This is a genomic window from Amycolatopsis sp. NPDC054798, from assembly GCF_053611505.1.
Map to the genome: position 1 here is coordinate 1 of NZ_JBSHAM010000048.1, position 16,241 is coordinate 16,241.

Sequence of the window (16,241 nt, forward strand, 5' to 3'; positions counted from 1 at the left end):
AAACGCATCGGCCACATCACCCAAGCAGCCCTCGTCCTCACCCACCACGAACACCACGGACGCTACTGAGAAAACCTCAATGTGGCATTGGGTGCGTGGGACGCACCGAACGCCACATTGGGTGCATCTGACGCACCCAATGCCACATTGGGGGCAGTCGTGCGGTGAAGGGGGGCGGGCCGTGAAGGGCCCCTTGAGGGAATCTAAGTCCGTGAAGGAGTCCCTCACGGACGGCGGCGCGTCGTGAGGGGGACCCTGAAGGAATCAGCGTCTGTGAGGGTTCCCTCACGGACGGGTCGAGGGGCTGGGAGTGCGGGCGAGGGGTCGGGAGTGCGGGCGGGGCGGCGCAGTACCGTCAATCTCCGTGGACACCGCTGAAACGCCTGGTCTGGTTCGTCTCGCCGACTTCACGACCCTCCGCCTCGGTGGACCGGTGCGCCGGTTCGTCACCGCGACTACCGCTGCCGACCTTGTCGCTGCGGTGCGCGATGCGGACGAGTCCGGAGAGCCGGTTCTTCTGCTTGGCGGCGGATCGAACCTCGTCGTCGGCGACGAAGGCTTCGCGGGCACCCTCGTGCGGATCGCCAGCACCGGCTGGACTCGCGACGGCGACATCGTCGACGTGGCTGCCGGGCAGGAGTGGGACGCGTTCGTCGCGGCGCTGGTCGGCAACGGTCTCGGCGGGCTCGAATGCCTCTCCGGCATCCCGGGTTCGGTCGGTGCGACGCCGATCCAGAACGTCGGCGCGTACGGCGGCGAGGTGGCTGAGTCGATCGTCTCCGTCGAGTTGTACGACCGGGCCGCCAAGGAGGTGCGCACGGTCAAGGCCGACGAACTCGGCTTCGCCTATCGCACCAGCGTTCTCAAGGGCACGGACCGTGGGGTTGTGCTGAGTGTGCGGTTCCGGATCGACCCGAGTGGGCAGTCCGCGCCTGTTCGGTACGCGGAGCTGGCGCGCACGCTGGGTGTCGAAATCGGCGCGAAAGTCCCCGTCGCGCAGGCGCGCGAAGCGGTGCTCGGGTTGCGGCGCGGCAAGGGCATGGTGCTCGACCCCGCCGATCACGACACCTGGAGCGCGGGCTCGTTCTTCACCAACCCGATCGTTCCCGAACAAGAAGCGTCCGCGGTGCTCACCAGGATCGCGGAGTCGACCGAGGGCAAGATCCCGCAGTACCCGGCCGACGGCGGGGTGAAGCTGTCCGCCGCGTGGCTCATCGAGCGGGCCGGTTTCGGCAAGGGTTACCCCGGGCCTGGCGGCCGGGTTTCGTTGTCCGCCAAGCACACTCTCGCGCTTACCAACCGTGGTGGGGCCAGTACCCAAGACCTGCTCGCGCTGGCCCGCGAGGTCCGCGACGGCGTCGAAGCCCGGTTCGGCGTGCGGCTGCGTCCCGAACCGCTGTTGATCAACTGTTCGCTCTGACGCGCACGGGGTAACCCGGGTGAGCCAGCCGACAGCAAACCGGCAGCAACCGGACAGCGGGGTGAAACGTCTTGCGGGCAGGAGAGGAATTTCCGGTTCGCAGGTAACGTCGAATCGCTCACCGGCGCTGATGTGCGTGGGAGATGCCGGTGCGGGGGACAAGTGGAGGTAAGACCGTGATCGAGCGCCGTACGGTGTTCAAGGCCGTTCTCGCGACCGGCGCGGCGGCGCTGGCCGCCGCGTGCTCGGGCGGAAGCAACGACGGCACCGCGGTGCCGCAGGGCGGAAGCGGCGACAACGGCGGCAAGCCGGTCGCCCCGGTGGCGAAGCTCACCGCGACCCCGGCCGTCGGGGCCAAGGACGTGAGCGTGCGCGAGCCGGTGGTGGTGAAGGTCACCGAAGGCAAGCTGACCGAGGTCAAGCTGACCAACGAGGGCGGCGACGAGATCAAGGGCGAAATCGCGCCCGACGGCCTGTCCTGGACCAGTTCCGAACCGCTCGGCTACGGCAAGACCTACAACTACGCGGCCAAGGCGACCGGCACCGACCAGCGGCCCGCTGAGCTGAAGGGGTCGTTCGCGACGCTCAGCCCGGCCAAGACCGTGCGGGCCACGCTGAACCCCGGCGACAACGCCGAGGTCGGTGTCGCGATGCCGATCAGCGTGAAGTTCAACGGGGCCGCTCCGAAGGACCGGGCCGCGGTCGAGAAGGCGCTGAAGGTCAAGACCAGCACGGACGTCCAGGGCTCGTGGGCCTGGCTGTCGGCGAACCAGGTGGACTGGCGGCCCAAGGAGTACTGGCCGGCCAACACGACCGTCGAGGTCGAGGCGAACCTGTACGGCATCGACCTCGGCGGGGGCGTCTACGTGAAATCGGACGTCAGCACCAAGTTCAAGATCGGCCGCAACCAGGTGGTCAAGATCCACACGCCGGACCATGTGATGAAGGTCTACCGCGGCGGTGCGGAGAGCGCGAGCTACCCGTGCTCCAACGGGCTCGACTCGGACGTCGAACGCAACACCCCGAACGGCACCTTCATCATCATGTCGAAGGAGCCGCACGCGGTGTTCGACAACGCCCGCTACGGCTACACCAACGTCAACAAGAAGTGGGCCTGCCGGTTCTCCAACCACGGCGAGTTCATCCACGAAAACCAGGACAACGCGGCCGCGATCGGCAAGACGAACAACTCGCACGGCTGCGTCAACCTGCTCGAGGCGGACGCCAAGAAGTTCTTCGACTCGGCGATGATCGGCGACCCGGTCGAGGTCACCGGCTCGAGGCTGGGCAGCCCGACCAACTCCGACGTCAAGGACTGGTTCTACGACTGGCCGACCTGGAAGTCACTCTCGGCCGCGAAGTGACCTAAGAACCGTCTGCTACGAAGTAGGACGTGAACACCGAAGTAACCGGGGCCGGCGGCGTGCGGATCGCACTGCGCGTCGAGGGCCTGGACAACGCGCGTCCGATCGTCTTCGTGCACGGCTGGGCCCAGTCCGCCGCGGCCTGGTCCGCTCAGCTGGCCGACCCGTCGCTGAGCGGGCGGTTCCGGCTCGTCGCGATGGACCTGCGCGGGCACGGCGGCTCCGACGTCCCCGCGGCCGGTTACGACGATCCGGCGCAGTGGGCGGGCGACCTCGCCGCGGTGCTCGACTTCGCCGGTCCGGACGCGATCGTCGTCGGCTGGTCCTACGGCGGGCTGGTGATCACGGATTACCTGCGCGAGCACGGCACCGCACGGCTCGGCGGCATTGTGCTGGTGGGTGCGATCACCGAGATCGGCCGCAAACGCGAGGGCGGCGCGACCGGGCCGATCATGCGGGCCGCGCTGCCCGCGGCGCTCTCGGACGACGCAGAGGTGGCCATTCCCGCGTTGGTCGAGTTCACCCGGGCCCAGACCAGCCCAAAGGTGCCTGGTGCGTACGCGCAGGCGATGCTCGGCAGTTCGCTTTCGGTGCCGCCCGCGGTGCGCGGCGCGCTGTTCCGGCGGGACATCGGCAGTGGTGAGGTGCTTGCCGCGGTCGACAAACCGACGCTCGTGGTGCACGGCTCGGCGGACGGCGTCGTGGATCCTTCGGCGGCAGAGTATTCGGCCGGGAAGATTCCGGGGGCAGTCCTGCGTTGGTTCGTTGAGGCCGGGCATCTGCCGTTCGTCGAGGAGCCGGAGGACTTCAACTCCGTGCTGCGGCGGTTCGCCGGGGACGCAGCCGAGTAGCAGGAGTGACCAGGTGACCCTCAAGGGATTCATCGCTGAGCCGCGCCGGATCGCGGTCTTGTCCGTGCACACCTCCCCGCTCGAGCAACCGGGCACCGGCGACGCCGGGGGGATGAACGTGTACGTCAGCCAGACCGCGCAGGAGATGGCGCGGCGCGGCATCGAGGTCGAGGTCTTCACCAGGGCGACCTCGTCGGAACAGCCGCCGCTGGCCGAACTGGCTCCCGGCGTCACCGTGCGGCACGTGCCCGCCGGGCCGTTCGAACCGCTGGCGCGCGACGAACTGCCCGCGCAGCTGTGCGCCTTCACCTCGGGCGTGCTGCGCGCGGAAGCGTTTCACGAGCCGGGCTACTACGACCTGATCCATTCGCACTACTGGCTGTCCGGTCAGGTCGGCTGGCTTGCCAGGGACCGCTGGGGCGTGCCGCTCGTGCACACCGCGCACACGCTGGCCAAGGTCAAGAACGCACTGCTCGCCGAAGGCGACAAGCCGGAGCCGCGGACGCGCGTGATGGGCGAGGAGCAGGTGGTCGCCGAGGCGGATTGTCTCGTCGCGAACACCCAGGTCGAAGCCCGGCAGCTGGTCGATCTCTACGGGGCTGCCGCGTCCGCGGTGCACGCTGTGCCGCCGGGGGTCGACCTCGAACGGTTCACGCCCGGTTCGCAGCTGGACGCGCGGCGCGAGCTGAACCTGTCCCCGGACGCTGTCGTGCTTGCCTTTGCCGGACGGATCCAGCCGCTCAAGGCACCGGACGTCTTGCTGCACGCGGCGGCGGAAATGTTGCAGCGGCGGCCGGAATTAGCGTCGCGGCTGGTGGTTTTGGTGGTCGGCGGACCGTCCGGGACCGGGTTGGAACAGCCGCAGGCGTTGCGCGAACTGGCGGTGTCGCTGGGCATCGCCGAACAGGTGCGCTTCCTTCCGCCGCAGACCGGGCTGAAGCTGCGCACGGTGTTCCGCGCGGCCGATGTCGTCGCGGTGCCGAGCTACAACGAATCCTTCGGTTTGGTCGCGCTCGAAGCGCAGGCGTGCGGTACGCCGGTGGTGGCGGCCGAGGTCGGCGGGCTGCCGGTCGCGGTGCCGCACGGGGTGTCCGGGCTGCTGGTTCCGTCGCACGGCGCGGCGGAATGGGCCGACGCCCTTGCCGCGGTGGCGCTGCGGCCGGACCGGCGCGCCGAACTCGCGGCCAACGCGGTACAGCACGCGCAGCGGTTTTCCTGGCGGCGCACCACTGATTCCTTGCTGGACATCTATGCTCAAGCGACCAGAGCGTTCCGGCAGGCGCTGGAACTGCGGGCGGAGGTGGCAGTGTGAGCCTTGACGCGACTATCAAGTCCACTTTGGACTCAAGTGGGCTCAAGTACGACCGTCGCGGCGAAGGCCGTTATTTCGTGACGTTGCCGGGAACCAAGAAGCTGCAGACCAACTGCTGGCTCGTGGACGGCGACCACGCGTTCTCGGTGGAGGCGTTCGTCTGCCGCCGTCCGGACGAGCGGCACGAGGACGTGTACCGATTCCTGTTGCAGCGCAACGCCCGGCTCTACGGCGTGCACTACACAGTGGACAGTCTTGGCGACATCTACCTGGTCGGCCGCTTCGGCAAGGAGACGGTGACCGAGGCCGAACTGGACAAGATCCTCGGCCAGGTGCTCGAGGCCGCCGACGGCGATTTCAACATCCTGCTGGAAATCGGGTTCGCGACGTCGATCAAGCGCGAATGGGACTGGCGGGTCTCGCGCGGCGAATCGCTGGCGAACCTCCAGGCGTTCAAGCACCTCGCGGAGCCGGCCGGCGGCCACGAACCGGGGTTGACCGAGTCGTAACCGATTCCGTGCAACGGGTCCGCCCCGCCGCTTCGTCTCACCGCCAACGACTGGAGGGAGACGGGGATGCGGACCCGATGGAGATGCGTGCTCGCGGGTGCCGCGCTGGTGCTGCTGGCCGGATGCAGCGGCAACAGCGCGGACTCGGCGAGGTCGGCGGTCGCGCCCGCGCAGCAGGAGGGGGCAGCGCCGAGGCAGGGCAACGCGCAAGCGTCAGTGCCCGAGCCGGGCGCGACTGATCGCAAGCTGGCGCGCAGCGCGCGGCTGGAGCTGACCACGCCGAAGACCGATGACGTCGTGTCGCGCGCCAAGGCGATCGCGACCGGTGCGGGCGGCTATCCCGGGCAGGAGAGCGCGACGGACGATTCCGCGTCGCTGACCTTGTCGGTGCCCGCGGACAAACTCGACGGCGTGCTCGACCAGCTCGGCGGGCTCGGCCAGGTGAAGCGGCGGGAAATCAGCGCACAGGACGTCACCGCGCAGGTGGTCGACGTGGACGCGCGGCTGGCCACCCAGCGGGCGAGCGTCGAGCGGATCCGCGCGCTGCTGGCGAAGGCGCAGTCGGTGTCCGAGATCGCGTCCGTCGAAAGCGAGCTGACCAGCAGGCAGGCCACGCTGGAGTCGCTGGAGCGGCAGCAGGCGTCGCTGGCCGGCCGGGTCGCGATGGCGACCGTGTCGCTGTCGGTGACGAAGCAGGAGGCCGCGGCGGCGGAAACCGGCGGTTTCCTCGCCGGGCTGTCCGGGGGCTGGGACGCCTTCGTCACCTTCTGCGGCGGGCTCGTGCGGGTGCTCGGCGCGCTGCTGCCGTTCGCGATCGCGTTCGGGATCCCGGCGGGCGCGGTCTTCTGGTGGCTGCGGCGGCGGCGCAAAACGGCCAGGCCAGCGGAGTGAGGGGCTGGCGGAACGGCTCGAGGGAGGGGGGAGTCGCGATCTCGAGCCGTCCCGCTGCAGGTCCCGCCTGCTGGACCCGGTGACGAGGGGGATGCCAACGGGGCCGGCGGGCCGCGGCTCGGCAGGGGGGAGACGAGCCGCGGTCACTGCCCGTGATCAGCCGGGAGTGCGTGGAATCCGGCTGAGCGGGACATGCCCAACCTGTCAGATGTCGACCAGTAATCACAAGACTACTGGTTACCCCATTCGAGTGAAATTTGCTGACGGGGATAACAGTGTGCAGCACCTTGCACTCTTTGGCCGGGTTGTCGGCAACCCGGCTGCGGGTCGGGTGAAACTGTTACTCCCGGGTAACGCACTCTGGGTAGAGGGGTGGACGCACTACTGGCAGCGCTGGCGCGTTCTGGCAGGCTGATGGCCATGGCCGAACTTGGGACCCTGGTGCTGCTGCGGCACGGACAGAGCACGTGGAACGCGGAAAACCTGTTCACCGGCTGGGTGGACGTGCCCCTTTCGGAGACCGGCGAGCGCGAAGCCCGCCAGGGCGGGCAGCTGCTCGCCGAGTCGGGGCTGCTGCCGGACGTGGTGCACACGTCGCTGCTGCGCCGCGCGATCAGCACGGCGAACATCGCCCTCGACGCCGCCGACCGGCACTGGATCCCGGTCAAGCGCGACTGGCGGCTCAACGAGCGGCACTACGGCGCGCTGCAGGGCAAGAACAAGAAGCAGACGCTCGACGAGTTCGGCGAGGAGCAGTTCATGCTCTGGCGCCGTTCGTACGACACGCCGCCTCCGGCCATCGACCCCAAGGACGAGTTCAGCCAGTCCGGCGACGCGCGCTACGCCGACCTCGGCGACCAGGCCCCGCTCACGGAATGTCTGAAGGACGTCGTGGCCCGGCTGCTGCCGTACTGGGAGTCGGCGATCGTCCCCGACCTGCGGGCCGGCCGCACGGTGCTCGTGGCCGCGCACGGCAACTCGCTGCGCGCGCTGGTCAAGCACCTCGACGGGATCTCCGACGACGCCATCGCCGCGCTGAACATCCCGACCGGCATCCCTCTGCGCTACGACCTGACCGCCGACCTCAAGCCGGTCAAGGCGGGCGGCGAATACCTGGACCCGGAGGCGGCGAAGGAAGCCGCCGCCGCGGTGGCGAACCAGGGCCGCTGAGCCCTCCGCTGCTGGCTCGGCTCGTGAGTGTTTGCGCCGGTTCTAACCGGCACAAACACTCACGACGTGGCGGCGCGAGGGGGCAGTGGTTGGGTTGTCGTGAGTGGCGGCGCCGGTTCTAACCGGCATCGCCGCTCACGACCCCCCAGCGGTAATCGCCTTCATCCCGGACACCTTCCATTCGGTGCCCTGCCGGACGAGGTCGAGGTGCACCGGCAGCCGGTTTTCGCCCGGGTTCTGGCCGCCGCTCGTCGTCAGCAGCGCGGCCAGCAGCGCCGAAGCGCGGGTGCCGTCCGGGCTGATTTCGGTCAGCGCGGCGGTCGACTCCGGGCCGTACGTCGACTTCTTCCCGGTCTTGCGGATGCTGTCCACGGTCTCCTGGCGGCTCGACTTGAACTGCGACAGCAGCGGCTCGGCGGCCACGTTCTCCCAGGCCGCGTAGTTCCCGTCGATGTTCTGCGGGTCGACGGTCATCAGGACCCCGCCGTCCCGGCGAGCCGCCTCGACGGCGGAATCCCTAGTCGCGGCAAGGCCTTTCGCCGGGGCGGAGGCCGACGTCAGCGGACCGCGCGGGTCGAAGTTCAGGTCCTGCAGCTGCCAATGCCCGTTCGCCCGGACCGCGGTGACCAGCATCAGCGCGCCCGCCTGATTCGTCGCTCCGTCGGGGCGTTTGCTGTGCTGCGTGGCCGCGATCAGCATCCGAGCGTGGTCCGGGGTCAGCTCGGCCAGCCCGGTTTCCATCACCTGCGTCTGCGTGGTCACCGACTCGGTCCGGACCTCGGCGAACGTCTTGTCGAACTGCTCGCGGGCCGCGCCGGTGAGGTACTCCTGCTCGGTTTTCGCGACCTCGTCCGGTTTCGCGGTGTCGTAGCTGAACGCGGTCTCCACGGCCTTTTTGACGCCGGACACCGCGTCGCTGGTCGCTTTGGCGTCCACATAGGCCACGTTCGCGGGTGCGGGCGGCGGCGCGGGCGGAGCGGGCTGTCCGGACACAGCTCCGCTGCAACCGGCGGTGAGCAAGGCCGCGGCGAGAACAGCGCGCCTCACAGCAGGCCCGCCTCCCGCGCGAGAGCACCCGCTTGGAACCGCGACGTCGCACCCAGTACATCCATCAATTCGGCCACCCGCCGACGGTACGTCCGCAGCCCGACGCCCATCGCCCGGGCCGCCTTTTCGTCCGTGGAGCCGGAAGACAGCAGGTCCAGCAGCTGCGGCGTGTACTGCCGCAGTTCGGCGAACCGCGCCTCGTACGCCTCCAGCGCGGTCGACGAGCGCCAGGCGGCCTCGTACAGCGACGAGATGCCGCGCACCAGGTCCGGTTTGGTCACGACGCTGTAGCCGGGACCGGCGGCGAGGATGGCGATGCGGCCGTCGAGCAGGATCGTCTCGTTGATCTCGTGGTCGCTGATCCGGATTTCCGCGCCGAGCCGGTGCAGCGTCCGCAGGTGCTCGGAGCTGTCCGGGTCGAGCAGCACGCGCGAGAGGTAGAGCTTGCGGACCCGCAGCTTCCGCCGTTTCGGCAGCTCCTGCGCGAATTTCTGCATCGCCGACCAGGTGCGCGGGTCGTTCGCGGCGCAGGCGAATTCGTCCGCGCCGGCGAGCAGGTGCCCGGCGCGTTCGACCAGTTCGTACTCGTCGCGCACGTTCGCGACGTCCTCGGCTCGGGGCACGTCGTCCAGTGTTCCCGCGGTGGCAGCTTGCTGCCAAACCCGCCGCCGGGACCGGCTGGAAAGCACGCTGAGGACATGACCGGAACGACCCTTCCCGCCGCTGCCGCGGGCACCTGGCAGCTCGGCTCCCGCACCGTCAACCGGCTCGGCTTCGGCTCGATGCGGCTCGGCGGTTCGCTCGACCCGGCCGCGCCGATCGACGCCGGCCGCGCGATTTCGGTGCTGCGCCGGGCCGTTGAGCTGGGGGTGAACCACTTCGACACCGCGGCGTTCTACTTCGGAGCCGCCTGGTCGGCCAACGCCTTGATCAAGACCGCGCTCGCGCCGTACGGCGACGATCTCGTGCTGACCACGAAGGTCGGCCCGTCGCGCGACGAATCCGGCCAGTTCCGGCCGTTCGCCCGCCCCGGCGAACTGCGCGGCCAGGTCGAGCAGAATCTGCGCGAACTCGGCCGCGACCGCCTCGACGTCGTCAACCTGCGCATCGGCACCGGTCTCGACCGCGGCACCGGCTCGCTCGCCGAGCACTTCGGCGCACTGGCCGAGCTGCGCACCGAAGGGCTGATCGGCGAGCTGGGGATTTCCAACGTCGGCGTCGAACACCTCGCCGAGGCGCAGGCGATCGCGCCGGTGGTGTGCGTGCAGAACCAGTACGGCCTCTCCGCCCGCCGCGAGGACGACGAATTGCTGCGGCTGTGCGGCGAGCAGGGCGTCGCGTTCGTGCCCTTTTTCGCCGTCGCGAGTGGACAGTCCGACGAGCGGGTCGCCGAGGTCGCGCGCCGCCATGACGTTTCGGACGCTCAGGTGCGGCTGGCGTGGACTCTCGCGCAGGGTCCGCACGTGCTGGCGATCCCGGGCACGAGTGACCCGGCGCACCTGGAGCAGAACGTCGCCGCGGCGGCGCTCAAGCTGACCGATACGGACCTCAAGACCCTCGACGGACACTGAATCCGCAGCGTGTCGTTTTGGCCGGAACATCTCGATCGGGTGAACGGGGCCTGACCCCGAGGCGAATATGTCCCCCTCAGGTGTCACTCGCCTCACGACAGGGCTTCCAGGACTAGGCCGGAAGGCTACCGGGATGCTTACGATTCCCCCGTGACCACGCCTGTTGTCCTGCTGACGGCCATCGGCGCTCTTGTCGTCGGCGCGGTCGCCGGTTTCCTCGCGGCCCGGGTGCGAGCCCGGCGCGAGGCGGCCCGGCCCACCGGCCCGACCGTCGCGGAGCTCCTCGAACGGCTGATCCGCTCTTCCAACAACGGCGTCATCGTGCTCAACCGGTTCGGCGACCTCGTGCTGCACAACCCGCGGGCGTACGAACTCGGCCTGGTGCGCGTCAACCAGGCCGATCCGCGGGCGCGCAAGGCCGCCGAGCAGGTGGTCGAGACCGACGAGCCGATGGAGGTCGACCTCTCGCCGCTGGAGAACCGCGGCCGCCGCCAGCCCGAGGCGGTGCTCGGGGAGGTCCGGCCGCTCGGCGACGGGTTCACCGTCGTCGAGGCCGTCGACCACTCCGAGGCGATCCGGCTGGAGGCGGTCCGCCGCGACTTCGTCGCCAACGTCAGCCACGAGCTGAAGACCCCGGTCGGCGCGATCGCGCTGCTCACCGAGGCCGTGCTGGACGCCGCCGAGGACGTCGAGGAGGTCCGCCGCTTCGGCGGCAAGATCCTGCGCGAATCCACCCGGCTCGGCCAGCTCGTCACCGAGCTGATCGCGCTGTCCCGCCTCCAGGGAGCCGAACGGCTGCCCGACCTGAACGTGGTCGAGGTCGACGCCGTCGTGCGCGAGGCGCTCGGGCGCACCACGCTGTCCGCGGAATCCGCCGACATCACCATCACCACCGACGCGGCGAGCGGCCTGCTCATCGAGGGCGACCGGACGCTGCTGGTCACCGCGCTGTCGAACCTGCTGGAGAACGCTGTCGCGTACTCGTCGGCGGGCAGCCCGGTGTCGATCTCGCGGCGGCTCGCCGACGGCATGGTCGAGATCGCGGTGACCGACCGCGGCATCGGCATCGCCGAGGACGAACAGCAGCGCGTGTTCGAGCGCTTCTACCGCGCGGACAAGGCGCGTTCGCGCGCCACCGGCGGCACCGGCCTCGGACTGGCGATCGTGAAACACGTCGCGGCCAACCACGGCGGTTCGGTCGGCCTGTGGAGCCGTCCCGGCACCGGGTCGACGTTCACCCTGCGCATCCCCGCGCACGTGCGCACCGAACCCGCTGACACCGCACGCAAGGCCGCTCCCGCGCGGCCGGACAAGACCCCCGAGCGGACACCCCGGCTCGTGGCAACCGGGCAGGAAGTCTCCAGCCCAGACCATGGAGGAAACCTGTGACGAGGGTTCTCATAGTCGAGGACGAAGAGTCCTTCGCCGACCCGCTCGCTTTCTTGCTGCGCAAGGAAGGCTTCACCGCCGCGGTGGCGGTTACCGGCCAGCAGGCGCTCGAGGAGTTCGACCGCAACGGCGCCGACATCGTGCTGCTCGACCTGATGCTGCCCGGAATGAGCGGCACCGACGTCTGCAAGCAGCTGCGGCAGCGCTCCGCGGTGCCGGTGATCATGGTGACCGCGCGCGACAGCGAGATCGACAAGGTCGTCGGGCTGGAACTCGGCGCCGACGACTACGTGACCAAGCCGTACTCCGCGCGCGAGCTGATCGCGCGGGTGCGCGCGGTGCTGCGCCGCGGCGGAGAACCGGGCAGCGACGGCGAACTCGCGCCGCTGGTGCTGTCGGCCGGACCGGTGCGAATGGACGTCGAACGGCACGTGGTGACCGTGGACGGCGGCGAGGTTTCGTTGCCGCTCAAGGAATTCGACCTCCTGGAGTACCTGCTGCGCAACGTCGGCCGGGTGCTCACCCGCGGCCAGCTGATCGACCGGGTGTGGGGCGCGGACTACGTCGGCGACACGAAGACGCTGGACGTCCACGTGAAGCGGCTTCGTTCGAAGATCGAACCCGACCCGGGTTCGCCGCGGCACCTGGTGACCGTGCGCGGGCTCGGCTACAAGTTCGAAACCTGAGCGGTCTCCCCGGCGGATTGAGGGGTCCGCCGGGTTGTCGGGGCACCGATCCGTGAAGGGCTCCTTGAGGGAATCAGATTCCCTCAAGGAGCCCTTCACGGCTTTTGTCCGGGTTTCAGCGCATACCGTGCCGGATCGCGCACGCTGAGTTGATGTAGATCCGAGTGGAGTTGGTTACAGTTTCGAGACCTGGCACTGGGACCGGTACGCTGAATCCTCGTGCGCCTAGGGGTACTCGACGTCGGTTCCAACACCGTCCACTTGCTCGTGGTCGACGCCCACCGTGGCGCCCACCCGACCCCGATGCACTCCGAAAAAACGATGCTGCGGCTGGCCGAACAGCTCACCGCGTCCGGTGAACTGAGCCGCCCGGGCGAGGACGGCCTGGTCCGGGCGGTCGAATCGGCCAAGGCCGCGGCCGCGCGGCTCGGTTGCGAGGACGTCATGGCGTTCGCGACGTCCGCGGTGCGCGAGGCGAAGAACTCGGCGAAGGTGCTGGCCAGGGTGACCGCCGAGACCGGCGTCAACCTGCGCGTGCTGTCCGGCGAGGACGAGGCGCGGCTCACCTTTCTCGCGGTGCGCCGCTGGTACGGCTGGTCGGCGGGGAAACTGCTGGTGCTGGACATCGGCGGCGGTTCGTTCGAGGTCGCGATGGGCCGGGACGAGGAGCCCGAACTCGCCGAGTCGCTCCCGCTCGGAGCCGGCCGCACCACCCGCACCCGCTTCCGCCACGATCCGCCCACCCGCTCCGAGGTCGTCGCGACCTCCGCCTGGCTCGAGGACCAGCTCGCCGGGCTCGCGAAAAAGGTCGCCGGGCAGGGATTGCCGGACCGGGTCGTGGCCACCTCCAAGACGTTCCGCTCGCTCGCCCGGCTGACCGGGGCGGCCCCCTCGGCGGCGGGTCCCCGAGTGCGCCGTACGCTCACTGACACTGCCCTTCGCCAGCTCATCGCCTTCATTTCGCGGATGACCGCCGCGGATCTGGCCCAGCTGGAAGGCGTCAGCGGGAGCCGGTCGCACCAGCTCGTGGCGGGTGCGCTGGTGGCGCAGGCCGCGATGCGGGCGCTCTCCCTGACCGAACTGGAGATTTGCCCCTGGGCGCTGCGAGAGGGTGTCATCCTGCGGCGGTTGGACCACGCCAACGGGTCGGACGAAACTGGAACCGCGATCTCCGGCGTTTCGGCGAGCGGGGAGGACCGGTGACAGCAGCGGACTGGACTTGGCCGACGAAGACCAGGCACGGTGAAGAGGTGACGGACATGCACTGCACGGTGTCGATTGCGCGCGGCTCCGGAGGCAGGTGTGCCCGAGTGACCACAACCAACCCCGAGCGCGCTTTGGACAGCACGGTATGACGGACCAGACCGGCGGCGACCAGCCCCAGAAGACCGTGGCCGAACTGCTCGCCCAGCACGGGCAGCAGGTCGACGGCGCACGGCGACGCAGGCGCAGGGCGGCCGATGACGAGGACGAGGCCGCCCCGCGGCGCTCGGGCCTCACCGACACCGGACCGCAGGCGATCATCGACCGGGTGGCCGCCGAGGGCGGAACCCCGCCGCCCCCTTCGCGTCCCCCGGGCGGCGGCCGCCGCCGTCCGGACGCGGCCCCGCGTCCCGCTCCGCAGGAGCCGGGCCCGTACCCGCGTCCCGGACAGCAGCCTTCGGGGCAGTACCCCGCTCCGCAGGAAGCCGGGCCGCCGCCGATGAACGGCCAGCCCTCCGGGCAGTACCCGGCTCCGCAGGCGAACGGCCAGCAGGACTCGGCTTACGTGCGTCCCCCGGCTCCGCCGCAGGAGTCCGGGCAGTACCCGCGTCCGGCCAACGGCCAGCAGGACTCGGCCTACGTGCGCCCGCCCGCGCCGCCGCAGGAGTCGGGCCAGTTCGCCCGTCCCGCGCCGCCCGCGGCCGGTCCGCAGGGCACCGGCTACCTGCGTCCCGCCGCGCCGCAGGACTCCGGTTACGTGCGTCCGCCCGCGCCGCCGCAGGAATCCGGGCAGATGCCGGTGCCGCCGCGCGCCCGCCCGCCGCGTCCGCCCGCCGCCGACGAGGAGACCCGCGGCGCAGTGCCGCCGGTCCGCCGTCGTCCGGCCCCGCAGACCCCGCCGCCGCCTCCGCCTGCGCCTGACGGCGGCCTGGCCGCCCGGCTCGACGGCCTCGACGGCGACACCCCGGAACCGCCCGCGACGCCGATGGCGAGCGGCGCGTTCCCGGCTCCCGGCGCTCCGGCAGCTCCCAACCGGCCGCGGCGGGCTCCGGCTCGTCGCCCGGCTCCGAAGCAGGAACCGCACACCGAGCAGTTCGACGCGATCGACGGCCCGCCCGCCGAGGGCGTCGTCGCCGAGGACGCGCCGCCCGCGGGTCTCTCCGGCTGGCGGCAGCGCCGGCAGGCAGAGCAGCTGGAGGACACCGAGGTCGGCATGATGCCGGCCGTGCCGCCCGCTGGCGCGGAGCCGGAACCGGCCGAGGGATACGCCGAGGACGACTACGTCGACGACGGCTACGAGGACGAGTACCCGCCCGCCGCCGCGGATTACGACGCGGGCCCGCCGACCCAGGGCTACCCGGCTCCGATGCCGTTCGCGCCCGGCGGCAAGGACCCGGTCGACGACGAACTGGCCGAGTACGAGCGCGAGTTCGCCGAGCCGTCGGGCTACCCCGAGGGCCAGCCGGACTTCGAGGGCGACGACAGCTACGGGTACGAGCAGGCCGAGGGCTACGAGCACGCCGACGGCTACGTCGAAGGCGACGAGTACGACGACTACCCCGAGGAAGCCGTCGCCGAGGACGTGCCGGAGGCCGAAGCCGAGCCGGAACCCGCGGTGTCCGCGGGCAAGCAGTGGCTGACGCTCGCCGGACAGCTGGCGCTGGGCGTCGTCGGCGGGGCCGCGGTGTGGCTCGGCTTCAACTGGCTGTGGGTCAACCTCGCGCCCGCCGCGCTCGTGGGCGCGTTGCTGGTGATCGTCGCGCTGGTGTGGATCGTGCGGAAGATCCGCCGCGCCGAGGATCTGCAGACGACGCTGCTGGCGATTCTCGTCGGGCTGGTGGTGACGGTGTCGCCCGCGGCGCTGTTGCTGGTGGCCAAGTAGCCCGCCGCCAAGGACCCTGGGGCAGGATGGGCGCGTGAGTGAGAGCGCGCCCGTCCCCGTGGGTCTGAGCACTGCCTCGGTGTGGCCGCTGCGCGCGGGCGCGGCGTTCGAACTGGCCGCCGATCTCGGCTACGACGGCGTCGAGGTCATGGTGTGGGCCGATCCGATCAGCCAGGACGTCGCGGCGATCCGGCGCTGGTCGCGGCGCACCGGGATGCCGGTGCTGTCGGTGCATTCGCCGTCGCTGCTGATCACGCAGCGGATCTGGTCGCCGGACCCCGAGGTGCGGCTGCGCCGGTCCGTGGACGCCGCGCTGGAACTCGGCGCGCGCACGGTCGTGGTGCATCCGCCGTTTCGCTGGCAGCGCCGCTACGGCGACGCGTTCGGCGATCTGGTCGACGAACTGGAGGACGCCAGCGGCGTCGACGTCGCGGTGGAGAACATGTTCAAGGTCCGTCCGCCGGGCGGTTCGCGCGACGCGCGAGTGTCGGCGTTCCGGCCTTCGATCGACCCCACCGACGTCGGATTCCGGCACTACACCCTGGATCTGTCGCATTCGGCCGCGGCGCGGATGGACGCGCTCGCGCTCGCCGACCGGATGGGCGCGGGGCTGAGCCACGTCCATCTGGCGGACGGCACCGGCATCCCGAAGGACGAACACCTGATTCCCGGGCACGGCGGGCAGCCGTGCGCAGAACTGCTGGAAAAACTGGTCAGCGACGGCTTCTCCGGGCAGGTCGTGCTGGAGGTCAACACCCGGCACGCGACCGGGGCGGCGGCGCGGGCCCGGGCACTGGCGGAGGCACTGCTGTTCGCCCGGCTGCACCTCGGGCAGTGATCCGCGGGTGATCTTGCTCGGCTGTCCGGGCGGTCCCTGCCCGGCTCCGCTGGCAAAGGCGGCCGGGCACCGTAAAGTGCCGGGCGTGACCTCGCTGCCATCGCCGTC

The 16,241-nt window shown here is 70.5% G+C and carries 15 protein-coding genes; 13 read left to right on the top strand and 2 right to left on the bottom strand.

Annotated elements, in window-relative coordinates; all coding sequences use genetic code 11:
• The first annotated feature begins 364 nt into the window (after positions 1 to 364).
• The 7 genes from ACWGIC_RS26615 (at position 365) to ACWGIC_RS26645 (ending at position 7,517) form a co-directional block, all read left to right on the top strand.
• The gene (locus ACWGIC_RS26615) at positions 365 to 1,420 is read left to right on the top strand and encodes a UDP-N-acetylmuramate dehydrogenase (RefSeq protein WP_452078647.1); all 1,056 of its coding nucleotides are present in this window, start codon (positions 365 to 367) and stop codon (positions 1,418 to 1,420) included.
• A gap of 176 nt (positions 1,421 to 1,596) precedes the next feature.
• Complete coding sequence (locus tag ACWGIC_RS26620; RefSeq protein ID WP_452078648.1) at positions 1,597 to 2,784, top strand: L,D-transpeptidase; 1,188 nt, start codon at positions 1,597 to 1,599, stop codon at positions 2,782 to 2,784.
• Between the two features lie 29 nt (positions 2,785 to 2,813).
• On the top strand, positions 2,814 to 3,635 hold the full coding sequence (locus tag ACWGIC_RS26625; RefSeq protein ID WP_452078649.1) for an alpha/beta fold hydrolase: 822 nt from the start codon (positions 2,814 to 2,816) through the stop codon (positions 3,633 to 3,635).
• Between the two features lie 13 nt (positions 3,636 to 3,648).
• On the top strand, positions 3,649 to 4,947 hold the full coding sequence (gene mshA, locus ACWGIC_RS26630; RefSeq protein WP_452078650.1) for a D-inositol-3-phosphate glycosyltransferase: 1,299 nt from the start codon (positions 3,649 to 3,651) through the stop codon (positions 4,945 to 4,947).
• Positions 4,944 to 5,456, top strand: coding sequence for a YbjN domain-containing protein (locus ACWGIC_RS26635; RefSeq protein ID WP_452078651.1), 513 nt, complete (start codon positions 4,944 to 4,946; stop codon positions 5,454 to 5,456). The genes mshA and ACWGIC_RS26635 overlap by 4 nt, the downstream gene beginning before the upstream one ends.
• A 66-nt stretch (positions 5,457 to 5,522) precedes the next feature.
• Entirely contained in the window at positions 5,523 to 6,347 is an 825-nt protein-coding gene (locus ACWGIC_RS26640; RefSeq protein ID WP_452078652.1) for a DUF4349 domain-containing protein, read from the top strand.
• 420 nt (positions 6,348 to 6,767) lie between these two features.
• Positions 6,768 to 7,517, top strand: a complete 750-nt coding sequence (locus tag ACWGIC_RS26645; RefSeq protein WP_452078653.1) for a phosphoglyceromutase — start codon at positions 6,768 to 6,770, stop codon at positions 7,515 to 7,517.
• A gap of 135 nt (positions 7,518 to 7,652) precedes the next feature.
• On the opposite strand, the gene ACWGIC_RS26650 is transcribed toward ACWGIC_RS26645, so the two are convergent.
• Both ACWGIC_RS26650 and ACWGIC_RS26655 read right to left on the bottom strand, forming a co-directional pair.
• The gene (locus ACWGIC_RS26650; RefSeq protein WP_452078654.1) at positions 7,653 to 8,564 is read right to left on the bottom strand and encodes a hypothetical protein; all 912 of its coding nucleotides are present in this window, start codon (positions 8,562 to 8,564) and stop codon (positions 7,653 to 7,655) included.
• Positions 8,561 to 9,187 carry a DNA-binding response regulator gene (locus ACWGIC_RS26655; RefSeq protein WP_452078655.1) on the bottom strand — a complete coding sequence of 209 codons (627 nt, stop codon included), beginning with the start codon at positions 9,185 to 9,187 and terminating at the stop codon, positions 8,561 to 8,563. Before ACWGIC_RS26655 ends, ACWGIC_RS26650 begins: the two co-directional genes overlap by 4 nt.
• 75 nt (positions 9,188 to 9,262) lie before the next feature.
• On the opposite strand from ACWGIC_RS26655, the gene ACWGIC_RS26660 reads away from it, so the two are divergent.
• From ACWGIC_RS26660 to ACWGIC_RS26685, 6 genes are all read left to right on the top strand, one after another.
• Positions 9,263 to 10,135, top strand: coding sequence for an aldo/keto reductase (locus tag ACWGIC_RS26660; protein WP_452078656.1), 873 nt, complete (start codon positions 9,263 to 9,265; stop codon positions 10,133 to 10,135).
• Positions 10,136 to 10,285: 150 nt separating this feature from the next.
• Entirely contained in the window at positions 10,286 to 11,524 is a 1,239-nt protein-coding gene (locus ACWGIC_RS26665; protein WP_452078657.1) for a sensor histidine kinase, read from the top strand.
• Positions 11,521 to 12,210 (top strand): response regulator transcription factor, encoded by a 690-nt coding sequence (locus tag ACWGIC_RS26670; RefSeq protein WP_009071942.1) that lies wholly within the window; start codon positions 11,521 to 11,523, stop codon positions 12,208 to 12,210. The genes ACWGIC_RS26665 and ACWGIC_RS26670 overlap by 4 nt, the downstream gene beginning before the upstream one ends.
• A gap of 219 nt (positions 12,211 to 12,429) precedes the next feature.
• Entirely contained in the window at positions 12,430 to 13,413 is a 984-nt protein-coding gene (locus ACWGIC_RS26675) for a Ppx/GppA phosphatase family protein (protein ID WP_452078658.1), read from the top strand.
• A 148-nt stretch (positions 13,414 to 13,561) separates the two neighbouring features.
• Complete coding sequence (locus ACWGIC_RS26680) at positions 13,562 to 15,295, top strand: hypothetical protein (protein ID WP_452078659.1); 1,734 nt, start codon at positions 13,562 to 13,564, stop codon at positions 15,293 to 15,295.
• A 34-nt stretch (positions 15,296 to 15,329) separates the two neighbouring features.
• Positions 15,330 to 16,133 (top strand): sugar phosphate isomerase/epimerase family protein, encoded by an 804-nt coding sequence (locus tag ACWGIC_RS26685; protein ID WP_452078660.1) that lies wholly within the window; start codon positions 15,330 to 15,332, stop codon positions 16,131 to 16,133.
• The last annotated feature ends 108 nt before the right edge of the window (positions 16,134 to 16,241 follow it).

Coding starts and splice junctions, on each gene's coding strand:
- ACWGIC_RS26640 (WP_452078652.1), top strand. CDS start 5,523: ATGCGGACCCGATGGAGATGCGTGCTCGCGGGTGCCGCGCTGGTGCTG.
- ACWGIC_RS26645 (WP_452078653.1), top strand. CDS start 6,768: ATGGCCGAACTTGGGACCCTGGTGCTGCTGCGGCACGGACAGAGCACG.
- ACWGIC_RS26660 (WP_452078656.1), top strand. CDS start 9,263: ATGACCGGAACGACCCTTCCCGCCGCTGCCGCGGGCACCTGGCAGCTC.
- ACWGIC_RS26680 (WP_452078659.1), top strand. CDS start 13,562: ATGACGGACCAGACCGGCGGCGACCAGCCCCAGAAGACCGTGGCCGAA.